16 protein-coding genes are annotated in these 22388 nt (G+C 45.5%); 15 read left to right on the forward strand and 1 reads right to left on the reverse strand.

Annotation, left to right across the window (positions count from 1 at the left end; genetic code table 11):
- Positions 1-47 precede the first annotated feature (47 nt).
- The 13 genes from FXO21_RS03880 (at position 48) to FXO21_RS03940 (ending at position 18016) form a co-directional block, all read left to right on the forward strand.
- Positions 48-575, forward strand: a complete 528-nt coding sequence (locus tag FXO21_RS03880) for a Uma2 family endonuclease (protein ID WP_149638857.1) — start codon at positions 48-50, stop codon at positions 573-575.
- A 46-nt stretch (positions 576-621) separates the two neighbouring features.
- Entirely contained in the window at positions 622-1272 is a 651-nt protein-coding gene (rpe, locus tag FXO21_RS03885) for a ribulose-phosphate 3-epimerase (protein WP_149638858.1), read from the forward strand.
- Positions 1273-1297: 25 nt separating this feature from the next.
- Positions 1298-2608, forward strand: coding sequence for an apiosidase-like domain-containing protein (locus FXO21_RS03890; protein WP_225865561.1), 1311 nt, complete (start codon positions 1298-1300; stop codon positions 2606-2608).
- Positions 2609-2678: 70 nt separating this feature from the next.
- Entirely contained in the window at positions 2679-4700 is a 2022-nt protein-coding gene (locus FXO21_RS03895; protein ID WP_149638859.1) for an OmpA family protein, read from the forward strand.
- A 102-nt stretch (positions 4701-4802) separates the two neighbouring features.
- Positions 4803-6665 carry a glycosyltransferase family 39 protein gene (locus tag FXO21_RS03900; protein WP_149638860.1) on the forward strand — a complete coding sequence of 621 codons (1863 nt, stop codon included), beginning with the start codon at positions 4803-4805 and terminating at the stop codon, positions 6663-6665.
- A gap of 135 nt (positions 6666-6800) precedes the next feature.
- Positions 6801-7628, forward strand: coding sequence for a transketolase (locus tag FXO21_RS03905; protein WP_149638861.1), 828 nt, complete (start codon positions 6801-6803; stop codon positions 7626-7628).
- Positions 7621-9615, forward strand: coding sequence for an NAD-dependent epimerase/dehydratase family protein (locus tag FXO21_RS03910; RefSeq protein WP_149638862.1), 1995 nt, complete (start codon positions 7621-7623; stop codon positions 9613-9615). The genes FXO21_RS03905 and FXO21_RS03910 overlap by 8 nt, the downstream gene beginning before the upstream one ends.
- A gap of 120 nt (positions 9616-9735) precedes the next feature.
- On the forward strand, positions 9736-10656 hold the full coding sequence (locus FXO21_RS03915) for a transketolase family protein (protein WP_149638863.1): 921 nt from the start codon (positions 9736-9738) through the stop codon (positions 10654-10656).
- A complete protein-coding gene (locus tag FXO21_RS03920) occupies positions 10653-12350 on the forward strand; it encodes a hypothetical protein (RefSeq protein ID WP_149638864.1) in 1698 nt (565 codons plus the stop codon). Before FXO21_RS03915 ends, FXO21_RS03920 begins: the two co-directional genes overlap by 4 nt.
- Before the next feature lie 2 nt (positions 12351-12352).
- Positions 12353-13474, forward strand: coding sequence for an acyltransferase family protein (locus tag FXO21_RS03925; protein ID WP_149638865.1), 1122 nt, complete (start codon positions 12353-12355; stop codon positions 13472-13474).
- 71 nt (positions 13475-13545) lie between these two features.
- Positions 13546-14289: a glycosyltransferase family 2 protein gene (locus FXO21_RS03930; RefSeq protein ID WP_149638866.1), complete on the forward strand. Its 744-nt coding sequence runs from the start codon at positions 13546-13548 to the stop codon at positions 14287-14289.
- Positions 14290-14300: 11 nt separating this feature from the next.
- On the forward strand, positions 14301-16985 hold the full coding sequence (locus tag FXO21_RS03935; protein WP_149638867.1) for a DUF3352 domain-containing protein: 2685 nt from the start codon (positions 14301-14303) through the stop codon (positions 16983-16985).
- Positions 16986-16990: 5 nt separating this feature from the next.
- The gene (locus FXO21_RS03940; protein ID WP_149638868.1) at positions 16991-18016 is read left to right on the forward strand and encodes a hypothetical protein; all 1026 of its coding nucleotides are present in this window, start codon (positions 16991-16993) and stop codon (positions 18014-18016) included.
- Here FXO21_RS03940 and FXO21_RS03945 read toward each other — a convergent pair.
- The gene (locus FXO21_RS03945; protein WP_149638869.1) at positions 18006-19271 is read right to left on the reverse strand and encodes a cation:proton antiporter; all 1266 of its coding nucleotides are present in this window, start codon (positions 19269-19271) and stop codon (positions 18006-18008) included. The two genes, FXO21_RS03940 and FXO21_RS03945, sit on opposite strands and share 11 nt — an antisense overlap.
- 236 nt (positions 19272-19507) lie before the next feature.
- Here FXO21_RS03945 and FXO21_RS03950 point away from each other — a divergent pair, with 236 nt between their 5' ends.
- The gene (locus tag FXO21_RS03950) at positions 19508-20638 is read left to right on the forward strand and encodes a lipase family protein (protein ID WP_149638870.1); all 1131 of its coding nucleotides are present in this window, start codon (positions 19508-19510) and stop codon (positions 20636-20638) included.
- 13 nt (positions 20639-20651) lie between these two features.
- The gene (locus FXO21_RS03955) at positions 20652-22382 is read left to right on the forward strand and encodes a M14 family metallopeptidase (protein WP_149638871.1); all 1731 of its coding nucleotides are present in this window, start codon (positions 20652-20654) and stop codon (positions 22380-22382) included.
- The last annotated feature ends 6 nt before the right edge of the window (positions 22383-22388 follow it).

Genomic DNA, 22388 nt, shown 5'->3' on the forward strand with positions numbered 1-22388 from the left:
TAGTCTAAATTTTTGTAATTTCGTAAAAGACACTGAACATCAGAACAATGGAAACGACTGTATTGTACAATCCTGTTTATACGCAAATCATCAATGGAGAGGAAGTTATGTCGCCTAGCCCAAAACTCGCTCATCAGGTGATTCAAGCTCGATTAGCCTGGAAATTAATGCAGTATATACACGATAATGATCTGGGCGAGATCTTTTTTTCACCCCTTGATACGATTCTGGAAGACAACTTCAATGTCTTACAACCTGACATTTTATTTGTTTCAAAAAGGCAAGAGCATATTATGCAGGATTGGATTCGCGGTGCACCGGAAATGGTGGTCGAGATTATTTCAAAAAGCTCACGCAATATGGATACCGTGGTAAAAAAGGAAATCTATGAACGTTACGGAGTAAAAGAATACTGGATAGTATTTCCTGACAAGACTTCCATCGAAGTTTACACGTTGCAGTCGGGTCAATATCAGCTTCTTGGTAATTTCACTGGTGACCAACTGGTACAAACGCCTGTTTTTCCTGGGCTGGATTTTAAGGCAGAAGCCATTTTTCCATTTTTAAACAAGTAATTCCCTAATTTCGCCGGATATGGTTTTTCAATAATTTGAGATTTTCATGGCTGAAATTGCCCCTTCGATACTAGCCGCCGACTTCGCGAATCTGCAACGCGACGTCGAAATGCTGAATGCCAGCGCTGCCGATTATATACACGTCGATATCATGGACGGCGTTTTTGTGCCGAACATTTCATTTGGGATACCCGTTTGCGAAGCAATTCACAGGCACGCTCAAAAGCCGCTCGATGTACATTTAATGATTGAAAGGCCGGAGCGATATTTTGACGCATTCAAAAAAGCAGGCGCCTGGGGGCTGACCGTACATTATGAAGCTTGCACCCATCTGCACCGTAATATTCAGAACCTGAAAGAACTGGGGCTTTCGGCCGGTGTCGCATTGAATCCGCATACACCCGTAGAAGTGCTCACAGATGTATTGGAAGATGTTTCCCTGGTGCTGATCATGTCGGTAAACCCGGGTTTCGGTGGTCAAAAATTTATTCAGAATACCTATAAAAAGATCGCACGACTGCATAGCCTGCGTGAAAAATTTGGCTATTCATTCAAGATTGAAGTGGATGGCGGCGTTAATCTGGATAATGCGCCGCTGCTGGTGCGGGAAGGAGTTGACATTCTGGTTGCCGGCAGTTTCGTGTTTAGTTCTCCAAATCCTGCGGAGACCATCGAACAATTGAAAGTAACCAGTTAGGCTTAGTCTTTCCAAATTACTCACTTTGAATCTATTACGAGAAAAAACAAGCCGTCACACGCGTATTGCACTTTTCTTAATCGGGACATTCGCGTGTCTTTGCCTCAGCTTTACAAGTCTTGTCAGACCGGCAGAAGAATCGGCATCCAAATTTCCGTTAAGAATCAGCCCAAACGGCAGGCATATTACGGACAACAACGGTGTCCCGTTTCTGATGGTCGCAGATGTTGCGTGGCAAATGCTCAGGCGGCTCAGTTACACGGATGCAGTGCAGTACATGGACATCAGAAAGTCGCAGTCTTTCAATACTTTGCTGGTACAGCTCCTCCCGATGTTGCCTACACAGCGCAACTACCACAAAGCCGCCCCATTTATAAATAACGATATCGGGAAACCTAATAAGGCCTATTTCGACTATTTCGAGAAGATTATAGCGGCGGCAAAAGAACGCAATCTGGTCGTGGGCATAGTGGTTTCCCGGAAAAGCTGGAATGCCGTTTTCGATGCGCACGATGAGGCCGCCTGGAAAGAATATGGCGTTTATGTTGGAAAAGCATTTGCCAAACATTCGAATATCATCTGGATCGTAAGCGAGGAGGAATACCAAAGCGCCGCACAGTTTGGAGCGATTTCGGAGGGAATACGGTCGGTTTCTGACGGACAGATACTGGCTTCGCTCAATACCTGCTCCCCCACAAACATCAACGAGAGCTCGCCTAACCATTCCAACCTCAAATTCATTATTCCCGATTCGACAGTCACGCCCTCGGAATATGCCGCTTTGGCCAACTGGCAAAAAAACTCTGCGGAGGCCGCGTTAAGACCTTTTTTGATCGCAAATTCCGAATTTCCCAGAGAAATGACGGATCAGTCGGTGATGATCCGAAACCAGGCTTACCAGTCGATCCTGAGCTCAGCAGCGGGCTTCTGTCACATGAGCACGATCAAAAACTTCAACCCGACGTGGAAAGTCAATATCGGGAAGGATGGCGCAGAATACATTCACGAGCTTGTGAAAATTCTCAAAGGAATCCCCTGGGAATATATGCAACCGGATAAGCCGGACCTTTTGATCGACTCGCTTGACAAATCCGAAATTGGTATCGTTTCGCTCTCCAACAAGCGACTGTCGATGCTGTACCTGCCCACTTCCCGACCGGTTAGGCTGGATCTCAACCAGTTGCAGGGAGATGTATTCGGCGCTGTCTGGTACAGCCCCCGCACCGGCAGGAGGTGGGACGGCGGGAAATTCACGAATAAAGAAGAGGCTATTGTACAACCTCCCGACTCGCAGCCAGGCTGGGATTGGATCTTACTGATCGGCTCCAAACAGTAAGTTTGACATTTATCCGTGTTCTTAATAATATTACTTAATACTGAATTGCCCCGCCGGGACTGGCGCACCCATGATTTTATTGAAAAGAATTTTAACTTTTTCCCTGCTGATTATTCTCTCAACTGCCGGTTTTGCCCAGGAAGTATTATGGGCCAGCAAGGTGCTTGGTTATTCCTCCGAATATCGCCCTGAATCGTTTGGACATGCTTTTCGTGCCAGGCAAATTCTGGGAGAACCTAACAAATTACCCGTTTTCGGCAATAGTCGATGCGCATGGTCACCCGCCGACGCCGACGGCCGGAACGAGGAATGGATTAAGGTAGGTTTTTCAAAAACCATTCAGGCCAGACAGATTGCTATTGCAGAAAATTTCAACCCAGGCGCGATCGTCCGGGTATATGCCTATGATCCTTCCGGAAAGGAATTCCTGATTGCTGAAACACCAGCTGCGCAGCAGACCGTAACCGGACGAATGTTAAGGGTCTTCCCAAAACAGGAAATGCTGATCAATGCAGTAAAGCTGGTATTGCAGCCAGGAAAAGTGTCCGGATTTAATCAGATCGACGCAGTGGGTATTTCCGAGAGCACCACGCCTATCGAGGCAAAGATCAACCTGACGAAGGGAATGAATCTGAAAACGCAAAAGGAAAACATGGGTGACGCGATCAATACTAAAGGCCAGGAAGTAGCGCCGATCATTTCTCCCGACGGCAAGACATTGTTTTTTACCCGCAGCAATTTTGAAGGAAACATAGGATCTCCGAAAAGTCAGGATGTATGGTTTTCCACTTTAAATGATAAAAACCAGTGGACGAAGGCCGCCAATATCGGATCTCCAATCAATAATGCCGGCCATAATGCAGTTACGAGCATTTCTGCGGATGGAAAGACCATTTACCTCATCAATGTATATCGTCCCGACGGCAGCATGTACTTCGGTTTTTCGCGCTCTTTTAAAACAAAAACCGGCTGGTCATTTCCAAAAGAATCGAAAATCTTCAATCTGATGGAAAACGCTACTTCCATGGAATTGACAGTATCACCTTTTGAAAACACGCTCATTATCGCCGTTCAGAGAGCAGACACGGAGGGTTCGCGCGATCTTTATATTTCGTTCCTTCAAAAAGATAACACCTGGTCGGAGCCGCGTAACCTTGGGCCGGTGATCAATAGTGCAGACGACGAAGGCACACCGTTTCTGGCACTTGATAACAAAACACTTTACTTTTCGTCCCAGGGCCACAGCGGTTACGGGGAAGCAGACCTTTTTCTTACCCGACGGCTTGACGATACCTGGCTGAACTGGTCAAAACCTGAGAACCTGGGACCGGCGATCAACTCCCCGCTCTGGGATGCATTTATCAATATTCCGGCAACCGGCGATTATGCCTATTTCAGTGCCAGTGACAAATCGCTGGGGCAGGAAGATATTTTCAGGATCAGAATGTCGCCAGAGATCAAGCCGGAGCCGGTGGCTGTGTTGTCTGGTAATGTGTTTGAGGGGCAAACTACGAAACCTGTCAAATCTGACATTGTTGCTGACATCAAAGAAAGCAATGAAGCCTTCGCCAAAGCCAGTTACGACGCAGAAACAGGCGAATACCGGCTAGTGCTTCCACTGAAAGAAATTTATAAAATATCCGCTTTGGCAGAGGGATATTTTCCAGTTTCAGAAGATATTGACCTTTCCGGTGATTCTACCTTCAGGACGATCCGTAAAAATTTATATCTGCAGCCGATCAAGGCTGGTCAGCAAATCAGGCTTAACAATACAATGTTCATGCAAAGCAGCTCCGAGGTAGTTCCTTCCTCTTTTGCGGAGCTGGACAGGATCGTTTCCACAATGAATTCCTACCCGGCGATGGAAATTTTGCTGGAAGGGCACACTGATAATCAGGGTGAAGTCCAAAAAAATGTGAAGTTATCGGCCGACCGCGTCGAGCAGGTGAAAAAGTACCTTTTATCAAAAGGAATAGAGGGGAAACGTATTCAGACAAAAGCCTGGGGACCAGCGAGACCTATTGCCAGTAACGCGACCGAACAGACGCGTCAGCGGAACCGCAGGGTTGAATTTACAATTCTTAAAATCTAAAAAATATCCTATAAAAGGAAATTTGCTTATTTTCGCGGCAACTGGATATGTTACTTCCGCCTGCTTTTAAAGCGGAATACAGAAATCATCAGCTAATATCTAATGTCCAAAAACTCCACAAGCGGAAATCTGCGCCCCTGGCTAATTTTCTCTATCATTCTAATAGCAGGCCTCGCTTTAAGGTTCTACCGCCTTGATCGTTTCAGCATCTTTTTCGACGAGAAAAGTACGATGGTTGTCAGCCAGGGTATTGTACTCGAAGGAGCAAATCAAAAAGAAGTTTATTCCACGCAAAGACTGGCAGTTAAGGAATTCTGGAAAGCGCCGAAACTGGATTATAAACCGCCGGTAGGCGTGATCAGATCATTCACTTACGACGAGATACCTACCCTCCGCGCCTTCACGCCCGCAGAATTCTGGGCGCCGAAAAGCATTCAGGATTACTACGATGCAATTACCCGGAGCGATATCGGGAACAGTCCCTTTTATTATGTAATCCTGCATTTATGGATGGATATATTTGGGTTATCCGATTTCTCGGCACGCGCCCTTTCAGTAATTTTCAGTACCCTGATCATCGCACTGACTTTCTTTTTTGCCAGAAGATTTTTTAGCGTCAATACAGGTTTGATAGCGGCTGGTATTGTGGCTATTGAACCGTTTTTCGTCGCATACAGTCACCAGGCGCGCAATTATTCGCTTACCTTCCTTCTGACACTGCTCGCTACGTATTTCTTTTTGCAAATCATTGAAAATAAATACGATACGCGAAAAACGCTCTGGCTCTACGCAGGTTATATCCTGTCGGCCGGACTGGGATTACTGTCTCATTTTTTGACCATCTCCGTTCTACTCGCGCACGCCGCTTATGCATTGTTCTTTCTGCGCAGTATTAAAGGCTGGATCAGAATGGCGATCGCGGCAGTTTTGTCACTTTCAGGCCTGGCCTGGTGGCTCACTTTCGGAGGAGGGTATTATACTTTATACACATTGAATGACCAGGCCCTTCTTTATAAAAGGATGGCGGAAACAAACCCTTTTAATAATCCTTACGGGCTCATATTGCCTGCCACTCCTGCCAACGTTTTTGAGCGGGCGCTGCCTATTTTTACTGACCTTGTCATATTCACCAACGGTCTTACCGATGCACTATCGGGCAAAAGAAATGTGCTGCTTGCCTTGGCAATAGGGATTTTACTGATTTTCTGGTTCAGGTTTAAACATAAAATCAATACACCGGGCTGGTTGATCCACAGATTTCCATTCTTGCTGATTATTGCGGCCGGCTTTTTTTACAACCATCACAAATTACAATTCACGATTTTCTCGATCAGTATTTTTGCGCTGTCATTTATTCCTGATATTCATAAGCAGGCAAGTCCCGAAAAGCGTAAAAGGTTGTGGATGCTGTATTTAATGGGCCTGATCCCAACATTTTTTCTGATTTTCATGGCATTTCGGGCAGGGCACACCTATGGTCTCAACCAGCGCTATCCCGGGTTTTCTTTTCCTTATGTGATTATTTTGCTGAGCCTGCTATTACAATATTTCCGCAAGCTTGACATTGAGTTTAAAGTCCTGATTTATGGATTCCTGCTTATTCAGCTTGGATTTGTCGGGCTACGACTGAGGGAATTTTACCAGGATAGGTCGACTAAATACGGCTATTTCGCAAATCCGAGGGAACCGAATCCTTATTACGCGGCAGCTCAGAAAATCAAAAGTACTTATCAGCCTGGCGATACGATCTATTATCCGGCTGTCAGACTGGTTGCAATGCGGGAAATGGATAAAACCTTTCTGCCGGTTTCCGTTCAGGACGCACAGCTCACTAATATCTATCTCCCAAAAAACGCACAATATGTCCAGGTACTCGACACGTTGCAAGCCGACCGTATCTGGATCAAAAGATCCGGTCAGGTTCAGCCTGTTGAAATCGGGAATCTCAAAGGTGTCCGCTACTGACAGTCGGCTTTCAGTCGGCTTCAATAGCTGGCCTTTACAGAGCCGTCCAATAAGATTTCGTATATTGCGCACTTAAAACACCAGATTTGCCCGTTATTTTGTGAGCAGGTTTTTACATCGACATACACAGCACGCATGACCGCAGAAGAGATATTCAATGACCCGAGGCAGATAAGCGGGGAGCTTCGTCTGAAAATCCTGGGATTATACCATAAAGCAAATGCCGGCCACATTGGCTGCTCTCTGAGCTGCATCGATCTGATGGTGGCGGTACTTTTTCTTCAAAAATCACCTGACGATACATTCATTTTATCCAAAGGCCACGCAGCAGCGGCTCTCTACGCCTGCCTGAATACGCTGGGAGAAATTACTGACGAAGAGCTGGACACTTTTTACCTCGACGGTACCACCCTTCCCGCCCACCCTGCACCCCGGCAATACAAAGGTATTCCTTTCGCAACAGGCTCATTGGGCCATGGTTTGCCTATTGCTACGGGAATTGCGCACGCCGCGAAAGTAAGCGGAGAGGATACCTATTCTTTCGCATTGCTTTCTGACGGCGAAACAAATGAAGGAACTACCTGGGAGGCAGCGCATTATGCGATACAAAACCAGCTGGACAACCTGATCATGATCATTGACAAAAATGGTCTGCAGGGTTTTGGCTTCACGGATCAGGTTTTAGGCGAAACAGCTTCTGTTGAAAAATGGACTGCGATCGGATTTGAAACGGTTGAGCTCGACGGTCATGATGTGGCTTCTGTCAGCATTGCGATCAATGAGCTGAAAAGCCACAAAAATGGTCTTCCAAAAGCTATTATTGCAAATACGGTAAAAGGAAAGGGCGTTTCCTATATGGAAAACAAGCTGGAGTGGCACTACTTGCCAATGAATAAAGATCAATATGAGCAGGCAACCCTTGAAGTGAAGGAGCGCTATTTTAATGAATTAACGAATGCTTGATCATTTACCGGTTTACCGCGAGAAAATTGAGAGTTTAAAAGGTCCAATTTTCGTTTTCGGGGCCAGCGGCTTCATCGGCGCCAATCTATTTAATGACATTTTCAAGATCCGCAAGGATTGTTTTGCATTAACACACGATGCAACCAAAGCATGGAGATTGAAATTGCTCGATGTGCCTTTTGAAAATATCATCCACTGCGATATCCTTTCAAATAACTCCGTTCAGGAGATTTTTGAAAAATATAAACCGCAAACCATATTCAACCTGGCCGCTTACGGTGCTTACAGCAAGCAAAGTAATGTTAACCTGACCTACGAGACCAATGTAATAGGAACGGTCAACATCCTGCAAAACTGTACGCCGGAAATGGTTTATATCCACGCAGGAAGCAGCTCCGAATATGGTTTCAATTGCACAGCTCCAAAGGAAACCGACCGTGTAGAGCCGAACAGTCATTATGCCGTTTCCAAGGTTTCAGCTGCGTATCTGCTTGAATATTATGCCAAAGTAGCTGATCTCAAAACACTGAACCTGAGGTTATATTCAATATATGGCTACTGGGAAGAGCCTGACAGGCTGATTCCGAAATTGATCGAAAACGCGCGGAAAAAGCAGCTGCCGTCGCTGGTTTCACCGGATATCAGCCGCGATTTCGTTTTTATTGAAGACTGTGTTGAAGCATTTCTGGACGCTGCATTGAAGGTCAGCAAAGAAACTTCCGGAAGATCTTACAATATCGCCACTGGTAAAAAAACGACCATGGGCGACCTGGTCGAGACAACCCGCTCCACATTCTCGATTACACAGCAGCCTCAATGGGGCAGTATGTCGAACAGGAAATGGGACCTGGCTGGCTGGTTTGGCGACCCGCATTCTTTTGAAGCAGATTTTGGGTGGAAGGCCCGTACTTCGCTCGAAACCGGCCTTTCGAAATACAGTCAGTGGCAGGAGGAAATCCGGTACGAATACAAGGTGATCCCGGCTTTTGAAAATCCGAAGTTAAATCCGGTTATTACTGCGATCATTGCTTGCTACAAGGACGCTCAGGCGATTCCATTCATGTACGAGCGGCTTGTTAAAACTTTTAATGACCTGAAAGTTCGGTACGAAATCATCTTTGTAAATGACAGCTCGCCGGACAATCAGGAGGAAGTAATTAATAAAATCTGCGATAAAGACCCGAATGTGGTAGGGATCAGTCACTCGCGGAACTTTGGTTCTCAATCTGCCTTTCTAAGCGGAATGGAGATATCAACGGGCGATTGTGTCGTTTTAATGGACGGAGATTTACAGGATCCGCCGGAGATCATTCCTGCATTCTATGAAAAATGGATGGAAGGAAATGATGTGGTTTACGGTGTGCGGGTACAGCGGGAAATGAAGCCGCATATCCACTTTTTCTATAAGACATTTTACAAGCTTTTCCAGGGACTCAGCTACATTCCTATCCCACGCGATGCGGGTGATTTTTCGATGATCGATCGGAAAGTTGTAAAAGAATTAGTGGACCTGCCTGAAACCGAGCAGTTTTTAAGAGGTCTTCGCGCCTGGGTTGGTTTTAAGCAAACTGGCGTTCCTTATGTAAGGCCTGAACGAATGTTCGGAGTTTCGACAAATAACTGGACCAAGAATATCTGGTGGGCGAAAAAGGCGATATTCTCATTCAGTTTTGCGCCGCTGGAACTGATGAGTTATGCCGGATTTGCACTGACAGGGCTTTCAATTCTGGGGATAATCTGGCAGATACTCGCCAAATTTTTCTTCTTCCGGGATACGCCGCACGGGGTTACCACGATTATAGTCCTGATCGTATTCTTTGGCGGATTAACAATCCTCGGAATTTCGTTTTTGGGAGAATACATCACCAAAATATTTGAAGAAACTAAAAAGCGACCCAAATACATTCGCACCAGAATCCGCCGTGGCGCCAAATCATACAAAACCGCCGACGAGATTCGCGCTTTAGTGAAGCAATTGAGGAAGTAATTTTAAAGGTTTGCTAATCAGCAATTTAACTTGGCATAAGATTGAATTTTTCGAAATAATTTCGCAGCTTCATATTTGCTTTAAGTCAATCATAAATAGCAGTTTGATTCATCATCAACAATGAGAAAAGAATTTTCAAATGCCATGGAACAGTTAGCAGTGGAAGACGATTCTATCGTCTTTATCACGGGCGACCTTGGCTATAATGCACTGGAAAATTTACAGGCGAAACTTGGCAAGCGTTTTATCAATGCAGGCGTCGCTGAGCAGAATATGGTTGGAGTGGCCGCAGGTTTTGCGCACAAAGGTTATAAGGTATTTTGTTACAGCATCGCGCCGTTTATCGTTTACAGATGCCTGGAACAATTCCGCAACGACGTATGTTTCAACAACTTGCCTGTTTTTTTAGTGGGAAACGGAGGTGGTTATGGTTATGGTATTATGGGCAGCAGCCACCATACTATTGAAGACCTGGCTTGCCTGAGCGGACAGCAGAATGCCAATGTCTGGGTGCCTGCATTTGCTGACGAGGTAGATCATGTTGTGAAACAAATTGCACGCGATGCGCGTCCGGCTTACCTGCGCCTCGGAGCCGGAAAAACCACCCCTGAAAACAGCACTACTACCGGTTCATTTAAGATTATTCATCAACCTGAGCATGCCGACATTACCGTCTTTGCGTTAGGGCCGATCGCGAATAACGTACTTTCTGCACTTTCACTATCCGAAGAACTTGCGTCCAAAGTAAACGTAGTTACTGCATTGCATTTCCCTTTGAAAATCAATGAAGACCTGAGCGAGCTGATCAAAAAAGCACCCGCTATCCTGGTGGCCGAGGAGCATATCAGCACCGGTGGACTTGCGCAGCAATTGTCTGTTCAGCTGCTGGAAAAGGGTATTTTCCCTCGCGCGTTCAAAAGTTTGAAGGCAGAGGGTTATCCGAATGCCCGCTACGGAAGCCAGAGCTATCACCAGAAGATTTCAGGACTTGATCCGGATTCTATTTTATCCCATTTGAGTCAATTAATGATACCGGCATGACAAAAAAGGCTTTAACGATCATTCTGAGCCTGATCCTTTTGTTACCGGTCCTCATTTATTTTACGGTCTGGAACTACTACGCTATCAATATCCCCAAGTGGGATGACCATACTTTCAAAGCATTCATCATAGAATTCAGCCAGGCGACTGACTGGAAAGGCGAGCTTCGTGCATTAATGAGGCAGCATAATGAACACAGGATCGCTACGACCCGCCTCATTACGTGGATTGATTTCAAGATTTTCGGAGCACTCAATTACCGGCATTTGATGATAGCGGGAAACCTGTTGCTGCTTGCAGTGATCCCGTTGTGGTATGAGCTTTTGAAAAAGAACAAAAAGCCTCTTTTTGCGCTGGTACCTGTCCCATTCCTTTGGCTTACGCTCGCGTTTCACGAAAATATGTTCTGGGGAATGTCTGCGATCCAGAATTTTGGGGTTGTTACGCTCACGCTCTGGACCCTGTTTTTATGCGTAAAGCCTAAAACCGCACCATTTATCGCCTCACTGGGCCTGGCCGTAGTAACCATACTGACAAGTGGAAACGGGTTGCTCGTACTTCCGCTGGGTGCCTTGCTCCTGTTCCTTTCAGGCAACCGCAAACGGTTTGCATTGTGGCTTGTATGGAGCGCCACTGCTGTAATTGCCTACTTTTATACCTACCAGAAACCGGAGTACAGCCCGGAATCCAAAGCGACCCTTTTTCAGCTTTTCAAGGGTTACATGTCGTTTCTTGGCTCCTTTGCCGAATCGTTTCCTGTCCTCGATCATTACCAGGTCTGCTTCTTTTTGGGTATCGTTTTATTTTTCGTCGCTGTTTCGATCGTTTCGACTACACTTTTCAGGATTATCAGAAATAAGTACACAAACAAATTCGAGCGGGTTACTGATCTGTTTTGTCTGGGCACAGTTCTGTTCATTCTCGGTACTGCGCTCATTGTCGTTTACTCAAGAGCCGGTTTTGGGATTGAGACACTGATTACCAGCAGGTACAAGATTTATTCTGTGCTGCTGTTGCTCGTTGCATATCTCTACGTTGTTATTCCGATCCGGGGCACGTTTTTGTCGCCATACATTACTGCCATTGTATTTTTGGCCGTAACCTTCAACGTGTTCAGCTATCATTACCACTTGGTAGAAGCTTACAACCTGCGGAAAATGCTGGTTACAGACCAGTTCAACTGGACTTTCAAGGACAAGGCCCTCGCCTACCCAACCGATACTTCGTTCGCTGCTAACATCATTGAAAAAACGCCCGTCATTTATGACAAATGGCTGTCGCTAATCTCCATTGCAGATCGTCAGACCTACGCAGGCGGTTCCCGCGGCATGATTCAGCTTTTTGACCAAACCGCATTTAAGGCCGCCCCTGGCTTATTGTCCGTCGAAAACAGCGTTTTCAGTAGTCAGCGGTTACAGGATAGCGGGGTGTATATCCTATTGAGCTCGAAAAAACGATATTACATTTTTCCTGCCTACCGGAGCCGGAACAAGAGCCGCAAGGAATTGTTTCTGAAACAGTACTACTTTTCAAGGGGCTTTTATGTCGATATTCCTTTTACGGAACCGTTGGAAAAGGGCACTTATGATATTGCATTAATCCGCCAGGATGGTGAGCGGACTGGTATTCTGTTCAAAAATCAGAAGGTTACCATCAATCAGATCAAGGATAATAAAGTGCGAGTAAACTGGTAACCATGCGTACAAATTCGTCGGGACATATCATTCAATTGGACGGAATCCGCTTCATTGCGATCGCGCTGGTCCTTGTTGAACATCTTTTTGTTGAAGTAAACTCCGTACCCGTAGGCGCGACGGGCGTGACCATATTTTTTGTATTAAGTGGCTTTTTGATTTCACGTATCCTGCTGAAAAGCAGGGACAAGAATCATGATACTCCCGGCGGATTTAAAAAGTATCTCAGCAAATTTCTGATTCGCAGGACGATCAGGATTTTCCCGGTTTACTATCTGGTGATCCTGCTGCTTTTTATCTTTAATGTCCCTCCTGTTCGCGAAAAGCTTGGCTGGCTGGCACTTTACGGCACCAACATCTATATGGCCGTTTACAAAACATGGATGGGTTCTATGGACCATTTATGGTCGCTCGCGGTGGAAGAGCAGGTGTATCTGTTTTTTCCTTTTCTGATATTTTTCGTTCCCAAAAATAAGCTCATTCCCGTATTGGGCATTATGGGTGTTCTGAGCATCCTGTTCCGGTTATACTATTTTTACACGCATCAGGATTTCGGTATAGACGACTGGATTGTCACCTATGTAAGCACGCCTGCATGTCTGGACTCCTTTGCATTAGGCGGTTTGATGGCCTGGTTGCAGGTCTATAAAAACGATCTTTTCAGCAAGCTTTTCGGCAAAAGCTGGCCGGTAGTGCTGGCGCTGGCAGGCTGGATTTTATTGCAGATCTGGTCAAAATCTTTTGACAACCGCTTCAACATTTCCTTTGTTGTATTTGACAGAACGATATCCTCCATTTTCGGGTTTTTCCTCATAGGGAGAGCGGTAATGGGGTACAATGGATTAATGGCCTCTTTTCTCGAAAATCCGGTAAGTATTTATCTGGGTAAGATTAGTTATGGCTTGTATCTCTACCATAATTTTGTATTTAACCATTTTCATAGCGGGCCAATGCACCCTACTGTGCGGCTTTTCAGAAAAATATATCAGTATGTGCCCGATCTAAAAGGTTCTGTAGTTTTCGAAGCCCTGGTTGTTATGACTTTAACTGTGGCAGTAGCATCTTTCTCCTGGCATTTTTTTGAAAAGCCGATCAATGCATTGAAGGACAAGTACGCTAAGTAAATAATCAATCGGCATATACCGGTTACAGGCTTTATTTATTAATTTCGCATAACCATACCATCAAATTCTGCATGTCATACCGTCTCAGTATAGTAATGCCCGCATACAACGAACAGGATTGTATTGAAAAAGTAGTTTATAATTGGACAGACTTCCTGAAACAAACTTTTCCAAACGAAAAAACAACCCTGATTGTAATCAACGACGGTTCGAAAGACAATACCAAGGTTCTTTTGGATAAACTTGAAAAAGAAGTTTCCAACCTCACGGTAATCAACCAAAAAAATGGGGGACACGGTAATGCAGTGGTAAACGGCTACCGTAAAGCATTGGAGCTGAACTCAGAATATGTATTTCAGACAGATAGCGACGACCAGTTTGTGTCGGCTGATTTCCAGAAATTGTGGGAAAAGCGTGACCGGTCACAGTTCATTTTGGGTTTCAGGCAAATACGGCATGATGCAGGTGTCCGCCTCTTTATCACCAAATTCCTTCGCGGGACTATTTCCATGGTATACGGGACGTTCATTATGGACAGCAATATTCCCTTCCGTTTGATCAAGGGGAGCTTCCTGCAAAAACTGATGGATCAGCTACCGAATCCCGAACCATTTGCGCCCAACATATTTCTTTCCGTAATGGCGAAAAAATCAGGTCAGGAAACGTTCGATATACCCATAACTCATAAAGACCGGGAAACCGGAACTGTATCCATCGTTAAATGGAACCTTTGGAAAGTTTGTATACGAAGCTTCAAGGAACTGTTGCGTTTTCGTCTCGAACTGAACAAAAAAGTTAAGGCGATACGTGCTTAATCAATAAGCTGGTGTCAAAAAAACGAATTCTTATACTCCTGTTGATTGTCGTCATAGCGTCAGCAGGATATTTGTTATATAGATGGACCCGTGGATCTACCGCTGCCTGGAAATTTATTCCGACAAATGCGGTTGTAGTCATTACGAGTGAACATTTACAAGACTCTACCTACGTTGCAACGGAGGCGGGCATGGATATCAAGCGCCTCCCGCTGCTTGACGTGGCCAGTGATAATCTCTCACTCCTCAATCTGCTTACGACCGATAAAAAAAGGCTATACAATTTCCTCAAATCGAAAACTGTATCCTATTCCTATCACCCCCGCACCAGCACAGAATGGGGTGTGTTGATGTATATTCCGGTCAGCACCGAAGAACAAAAATGGCTTTCCAGTCCGCAAAACGCTAATATCCGGGCTTTACACCACAACTTTCAAAACCATCGCATTACCGATATTATTGACAGTAACTCGCGCCCGCTGTTCTCCTACCTCGTTCAGGACAATCTGTTGATCGTGAGTTATTATGGTGACCTGATTGAGGACGCAATACGTGCCTCTTCCCTCAGCATTGAATCTTTCCGACTGCGGTCGAAGTTTTCCGGCATTGACGATTCGGATTTCGGAACAAGCATTTACCTGCGCAACGATGCATGGAAATCGGTGATATCTCCTGACAACGCCATCGGGATTTATACTGAATTTGCAAGAAACTTTCCCAGCTACCAGGACTTTCACATTGAATCCAAGCTTGCAAAAAAAGGGACTTTTACACTGAAATCCCTGGGAGCCGACGCGCCCGACTATTACATGGCCAATATCCTGAAAGACATTCCGGGGATGCCGTTTGCAGGCCACAAACATATTTCGCAGCAGACTTCTTTCCTCTACCGATCAGCCGTGACCGATAAAGGCGCTTTTAAAAAGGAGTTTTTAAAATGGCATAAAAAACATAAATCACCCGCCTGGGATAAGCTGAATTATTACATTTCGTCTGAAAGCAACTTGCTGATCGAGCATCTTGGATCAGAATTGATTTTATGCCAGCTTGAAGAAAATAACAGCATAAGTGACGGAAAAATATTGCTGGCGGAATTTTCCAACTATGACAAGCTGCGACCTGTTCTTCAAAAGCTGGCGAGGCTGTCAAACTCGGAAACAAATGCCTCAGTCGATCAGTATCAGGGTTACGATATCTATTCGGTACCTATTCCTGAGTTGCCCTCCGGACTCTTCGGGCCTATGTTCCCGGGTTTTCCCAGAAGCTATTTTACTTATGTAGCACCCTACCTGGTGATCAGCAACAATTCCCAGGTTTTGCAAAATTATATTGTCGATTACGAAAACCAGATTACCTGGAAACAGTCACCCGAATATGACAGCGTTTTAACCAGAACAAACAGTGAAGCGCAGCTATCCGTGATCGTCAATCTCAGAAAAGCGCAAACCAGGGCCGGGAATGAAGGTTTTAAAAAATATTCTGACTTGATCTCCAAAATGGAATCCGTTACTTTCCAATGCCGCTACAATGGTGACGATGCGTTTCCGGAAATCAGTTTTACGCCCAAGAAGAGACAAACTGCCAGCAAAGTTCTCAATCGCACTTTTTTGAACATCGATATAGAATGGCCTGATCTTTTCGACACCGAATTAACTGCCCTTCAGAATCCGGTTGATGGAAGCTCTGAGATTTTGTTGACCGATAAAAAGAATGACCTGCACCGGACCAACAACCTGCGCGAGGGAAAAACAGGAGTAATTGCCAGACTTGACGGCCCTATAGTAACCAATTCCTATAAAGTTGATTTCCTGAACATTGGAAGGCAGCAGCGGATTTTCGCAACTGCTAAGACAGTCTATGCACTCGATGAAGACGATTCAACGGTAGTTACCACTTTCAAGGGGATCGTACCTTCGCTGGCGGATATCAATGCATTGTATTCGATCGATGGCGGGGACGATGGAAGTAACCGTTTCATCATCAAGACAACCGCCGAGGAACTGTTTATTTGGGAGAGCGTCACCAAGCCTGTCAGGAAACTTACGCATTCGGTCTCTTTCCAAAACATCCAGGGACCGGTAATCGCATTGAACCAGATCGGCAATAAAGGATTTATTGTGACTCAGAAAAATGGCAAGATTTACGTAGTGAAGGAAAATGGCCGCGTACGACAAAACTTCCCGGTTGATATCCTGACGAGATCAGAAAGTGCCTTCACCTGGACCCAGGACCCGACAACCGGCCAACCCGAAATTGTCGGTGTGAGTGTCTCCGGCGAGCTGACGCGGATCAACATGGACGGAAAAGTAACTTCTCGCCGGCAACTTCTGAGGCCAGAACCCGGATCCTCGTTTAAGACAGTAATTGACCGTAATTCACTTGACTGGATATTGGTGAGATCGGTAAATTCGAAGATTGCAATCATTAGTAAGGACGGAAAGGAATTGTTTGAGATTAAGGATATTTTGCCGAATTCAGTTATCCAGTACCACTTTTTTGGTGTGGATAACCGGTTTATCACCATAAAGTCGGGCAACTACACGACCGTGTTTGATATGAGTGGCAAACGGCTGGGCGACAAGGCCATACCTTCCGAAATGCCTGTGCGGCTCACGTATCAGCCGGGCTATTACAAATTATTGATATTCAGCCGATCCGAGAAGAAAATTCAGGTATGGTCTGTTAAGCTGAGATGATGGGAATGAAGGTTTTAAAATATGTGGTGCTGATTGTTGGATGCCTGATCTGGGCTGTGGGGCAAAGTCAATACCTGTTTGCCAAGGTGGGGGAATGGAATTGGATAAAGGACGGCTATCAGTATGGCGATCTGTACCGGCTCTCCAATCTGTCGGATTTCAGGGATCCAAGATTACCCTGTAAAGATTATACGCCACCTGCCCGGCCTGCGCATTCGAAAAAGGTCCATCTATACATAATTGGCGATAGTTTCACAGAAAAGCAACGGGTTGGTATTGAAGATTTCCCGGTAGACAATTACACGTATGTCCACTGGGCCGATTTCCTGCACATTAAAGTTGACACTACCGAAACTAATATTCTCCTGCTGGAATCGGTGGAACGGCATTTCCGTCAAAAAATGATGGACACACTCCGGGTACTGATCCCCGACACTGCGACATTCGTTTCGGTAGTTGATCAACCTCCTTTTATGCGGCAGCTGGATAATGCGTTCAACGGCACATTTACGCGCGACCGGCTTGAATTCTTTTTGTTCCAAAATGAACTCGCTTTCAAAGTAAAAGAATGGAAAGCTGACCTTCAACATAATCTTTTTGGCCGGGTCGATGAGTCTGTCACACTGGTGAATGACGGTCAGGACATGGTTTTTTATATGGACACGGACACCGCAGGGATTACTTCTTCCTTCAAGGAGGCCGCAGATAGCGAAATAGATACGATTGTGAAAAACCTTAATATTTCAGAACAGTTTGCCCGCTCGCTGGGCTTCAAGCACGTTTTTCTTTCCATTATCCCGAACAAAGTCTCCGTTTTGCAGCCGGATTATGGAGTTTACAATCGGCTGATCGAACGCGTCTACAACCATCCTGAATTAAAAATGCCTACAATTGATATACTGGCTGACTTTCGAAAGATGGGACGCAGATCCTACCTCAAAGGTGATTCTCACTGGACTTGTGAAGGCCAGTACCTTTGGTTGAACAAAGTCAACACGGAAATCAACAGCATGGTTGCTGCTACTCCCTAGTCGCGGACGCCTCCTCAGCATTACTCATTTTGGCAGTCAGTTTTCCGACGGTCAATCCCTGTACGATTATTGAGAATAGTACGACGAAGTAAGTCACCGCGAGCAAAATTTCCTTATTCAGTTCATTATCTATTGACAGGGCCAGCGCAATAGATACACCTCCGCGCAAGCCTCCCCACACGAGGATCGTAATCGATTTTTTACCGAATTTATTCCGGAATGGAATCAGCTTGACTGGAATATAAATGGAGACAAATCTGGCAAAAAGCACAACGGCAATCGCAATGACTCCCGCCCAGCCATATTGTTTCAGGTCAGGGATCAGGAGAAGTTCGAAACCTATAATCAAAAACAGGATCGCGTTCAAAATTTCATCCACCAGCTCCCAGAACTTGTCAATATAGTCCCGCTCGGTTTCCGAAACGCCACCCAGATTTTTACCATAATTACCTACAACCAACCCGGCGGCCACCATCGCCAGCGGCCCGGACATATGCATGGCCTGCGCTACCAGATGCCCTCCCATCACAATCGCTAATGTAATCAGTACGTGTACATTGTATCCGTCGACCCTGTAAATCATTTGAGAACCGACAAATCCCAGTACCATCCCGAGCGCAATACCGCCCAGCGCTTCCTTGATCAGCAACATTGAAATACCACTGAAAGAAGTATTTACTTCCTCGCCTCTCGCCAGGGCAAGCATTAATATAAAAACCACAACGGCCATACCGTCGTTAAAAAGTGACTCGCCGGCAATTTTGGTTTCGAGCGATTTAGGCACGCCCGCCTGTTTCAAAATACCGAGAACTGCGATCGGATCGGTGGGCGAAATGAGCGCCCCAAATACAAGGCACTGGATCAGAGGTATTTGTATCCCGGTTAGTGGCAGTAAGTTGAACATCAAAAAACCGATCACGAATGTGGATATAACTACACTGACGGTTGAGAATATGATCACCGGCAAACGCTGCTCCCGCAAATCCTCCAAATGGATATGAATAGCGCCTGCGAACAGAAGAAAATTAAGCATCGCGCCCATGAGAATTTCGGTCAGATCGACGCTGGCAATGAGGGTTGAAATTCCCAGGAAAATACGTGGAAAGAGGCTGTCAGTTGCTATTAATCCCATCGAAACAAGCAAGGCGATCACCATAACCCCGATGGAAGCAGGCAGTTTCAGAAATCTTGCATTGATATAGGAAAAGATGGCAGAGAGGACAATGAGAACAGAAAAAGAATAATATAACTCCATGAAAATATTTTTTAGGCTAACCAAAAATAACGAACTCTACCACGTAATTCAACCGGTTGAGGGCCAAACGAGGAATTCTAACGGTATTCTAATGTGTTGATAGTAATCTGTTTTAGCCAGAAATCGTGCTGCAAACGGGTCCTGCTGAGCATTTCACCGGATTCTTTCTTACATTTAAAAACCGAAGTGCCGGTTACATTTCCGGTGCGATAACACTCCATAAAAAGTCCGATCTGATGCCTGTATCACAAACCCGGATTGTCTCCCTGTTCGCAATGATTATCAGCGGACTCTTCTTGTCTTCTCCCCTGATTGCGCAGGAAAAACTGCGCCCCGGTTTTGATAAAGAGGAGTACCTGGAGTTGTTTTATATGCACGTCCTTTTGTATGATTCGAGCAAAACGGACATAGGGCGTGAGAAAATGGTTACGCCGCTGCCCGCTCATTTCAAACAGGTTTACCAGTCGCCGGTAATGGGGCTGGATAATAAATGGGCTTTGTGGAGAAAGAATGAAACAACGGCGGCGATCAATGTGCGGGGTACTACGCAGGAGCCGGTGGGCTGGCTGGAAAACTTTTACGCTGCCATGGTACCAGCCAAGGGTCAACTGAAACTCACGAAGTCTTTTACATTTCAATATGACCTGGCGGAACATCCGAAAGCTGCGGTGCACGTGGGCTGGCTGGTCGGAACTGCATTTCTGGCAAACGATATTGTCCCTAAAATTGATTCTTCTTATAAAACAGGTATCCGGGAATTTCTGATCATGGGTCACAGCCAGGGCGGCGCCATCACTTATTTGCTTACTTCACATTTGTATTCACTTCAAAAACAGGGTAAGCTTCCCAAAGACATTCGTTTTAAAACCTATTGCAGCGCCTCGCCAAAAGCTGGAAATACCTATTATGCTTATGAATACGAACATTTGATCGACGGAGGCTGGGGATATAATGTAATCAATGCGGCTGACTGGATCCCCGAAGTGCCATTTTCGGTGCAAACACTTGACGATTTTAATGAAACCAATCCTTTTAAAGATATCGATGCAGTTGTAAAAAAACAGAAGCTGATCGCGCGCATTGCTATGAAACATGCCTATAAAAAAATGCGAAATCCGAGTATGAAAGCACAGCGGAATTATGTGAAGTATCTCGGCAATTATGCTTCCAAATCAGTTCAGAAGATACTGCCTGAGTTCGAGCCACCGGTTTACGCAAAAACGAGCAATTATGTCCGCATTGGCCCTACGATCATGCTGCTGCCCGATGCTGAGTATTACAAGAAGTTCCCAGATTCCGACAAGACCATGTTCATTCACCATCTTACGGCGCCTTATCTCTATCTGATGGATCGATACAAATATTAATCTCACCGCCCCCATGCGCGTTTTTACCTTTGCACTCATCCTTATTTTTCATCTGCCGGTCCAGGCGCAATATAAAACCCGCTTCGAGCTGAGCGGCGGGAAGCAGACACCTACTTACGATGAAGGGATTGCCTACTACAAATCACTGGCAAAGGCTTTTCCGCAGATACAGATCACGGCCAAAGGACCTACCGACAGCGGCCGGCCGCTTCATTTGGTGCTGTATTCAAAAACAAAAGTATTTGATATTAAAAATCTGAAAGCCCAGGGTAAAGCCATTTTGCTGGTTAATAATGCAATACACCCTGGGGAATCTGACGGTGTGGATGCCTCAATGATGCTACTGAGGGATATTGCGACTAATCCGGCGAAATTTCCGGAGCTGGACAATGTGGTATTGGCGATCATTCCATATTACAATATCGGCGGCGCGCTCAACCGGAACAGTACCACGCGTGTAAATCAGGACGGGCCGGAAGAATATGGTTTCCGGGGTAATGCGAGAAATTATGATCTGAACCGTGATTTCATCAAAAGTGACACGCGGAATGCGAGAAGTTTCGCGGCTATTTTCCACGAGCTCGATCCGGATCTTTTTGCGGATACGCACGTGAGTAACGGCGCTGATTATCAGTATGTCATGACGCTGGATTATGCACAGAAAGACAAATTGGGCGGGCCGCTCGGGGATTTTAGTGAGAAAGTGTTTTTACCCTATATGCACAAACACCTCAAAGAAACCGGCTTCGAAGCGACACCCTACGTGAATGCCTGGGGCCAGACTCCTGACAAAGGTTTTGTTCAATTTCCCGACTGGCCGAGGTATTCGACGGGCTATGCTGCGCTCTTTCACACGATCGGGGTAATGACCGAAACGCATATGTTAAAACCTTATGATCAGCGGGTTAAGGCTACTTATTCCTATTTGCACGGAAATATAAAATTTCTCGCCGCACACCGGGAACAACTATTAAAGCTGCGGCGGGAGACAAAAAAATCGGTAAAAACTCAGGAAAGGTTTGCCATTTCCTGGCAGGTTAATAAGGAAAAGAATACACCGATCGAGTTCAAAGGTTACGAGCCGGAATATATTACGAGTGAAGTAACCGGCGAAAAAAGACTGCATTATGACCGCGCGAAGCCTTTTACCAAAACAATACCTTTTTACGACACCTACGTGCCGCTTGATGAAGTAACCAAGCCCGAAGCCTACATTATCCCGCAGGGATGGCACAATGTGATCGCATTGCTGAAACTGAATCAGGTAGAGGTAACCCAGCTCGACGAAGACACGGAAATGGAAGTCGAAACCTATTATATTGAAAATTGCGAATCGCCTAAAATACCTTTTGAAGGGCATTACTGGCATACCAGTGTGGATTTAAGAACTGAGAAACAAAGGATTACATTCAAAAAAGGCGATTGGTATATTCCTGTAAATCAATGGACTAATAGGTATATTGTCGAGACATTGGAACCGAAGGCAGTCGATTCTTTTTTCAAATGGAATTTCTTTGATACGATTTTGCAGGCCAAAGAGCATTATTCAAATTATGTTTTTGAAGATCTGGCTGCTGAATTATTGAAAAAATCCCCCGAACTGAACGCGAAGCTGGAAGCCAAAAAGAAAGCCGAGCCGGAATTCGCAAAGAGTGCAAATGCCCAACTCGACTTCATTTACGATCAATCTGCACACCGGGAAAAAGAATACCTGCGTTACCCGGTTTTCAGGGTTCTTAAATAGTTGCTA

Source organism: Dyadobacter sp. UC 10 (genome assembly GCF_008369915.1).
GTDB lineage: Bacteria > Bacteroidota > Bacteroidia > Cytophagales > Spirosomataceae > Dyadobacter.

Bases quoted from the DNA above. Each gene is read 5' to 3' on its own strand.
- FXO21_RS03880 (WP_149638857.1), top strand. From the start codon at position 48: ATGGAAACGACTGTATTGTACAATCCTGTTTATACGCAAATCATCAAT.
- rpe (WP_149638858.1), top strand. From the start codon at position 622: ATGGCTGAAATTGCCCCTTCGATACTAGCCGCCGACTTCGCGAATCTG.
- FXO21_RS03895 (WP_149638859.1), top strand. From the start codon at position 2,679: ATGATTTTATTGAAAAGAATTTTAACTTTTTCCCTGCTGATTATTCTC.
- FXO21_RS03900 (WP_149638860.1), top strand. From the start codon at position 4,803: ATGTCCAAAAACTCCACAAGCGGAAATCTGCGCCCCTGGCTAATTTTC.
- FXO21_RS03905 (WP_149638861.1), top strand. From the start codon at position 6,801: ATGACCGCAGAAGAGATATTCAATGACCCGAGGCAGATAAGCGGGGAG.
- FXO21_RS03910 (WP_149638862.1), top strand. From the start codon at position 7,621: ATGCTTGATCATTTACCGGTTTACCGCGAGAAAATTGAGAGTTTAAAA.
- FXO21_RS03915 (WP_149638863.1), top strand. From the start codon at position 9,736: ATGAGAAAAGAATTTTCAAATGCCATGGAACAGTTAGCAGTGGAAGAC.
- FXO21_RS03920 (WP_149638864.1), top strand. From the start codon at position 10,653: ATGACAAAAAAGGCTTTAACGATCATTCTGAGCCTGATCCTTTTGTTA.
- FXO21_RS03925 (WP_149638865.1), top strand. From the start codon at position 12,353: ATGCGTACAAATTCGTCGGGACATATCATTCAATTGGACGGAATCCGC.
- FXO21_RS03930 (WP_149638866.1), top strand. From the start codon at position 13,546: ATGTCATACCGTCTCAGTATAGTAATGCCCGCATACAACGAACAGGAT.
- FXO21_RS03940 (WP_149638868.1), top strand. From the start codon at position 16,991: ATGAAGGTTTTAAAATATGTGGTGCTGATTGTTGGATGCCTGATCTGG.
- FXO21_RS03945 (WP_149638869.1), bottom strand. From the start codon at position 19,271: ATGGAGTTATATTATTCTTTTTCTGTTCTCATTGTCCTCTCTGCCATC.
- FXO21_RS03950 (WP_149638870.1), top strand. From the start codon at position 19,508: ATGCCTGTATCACAAACCCGGATTGTCTCCCTGTTCGCAATGATTATC.
- FXO21_RS03955 (WP_149638871.1), top strand. From the start codon at position 20,652: ATGCGCGTTTTTACCTTTGCACTCATCCTTATTTTTCATCTGCCGGTC.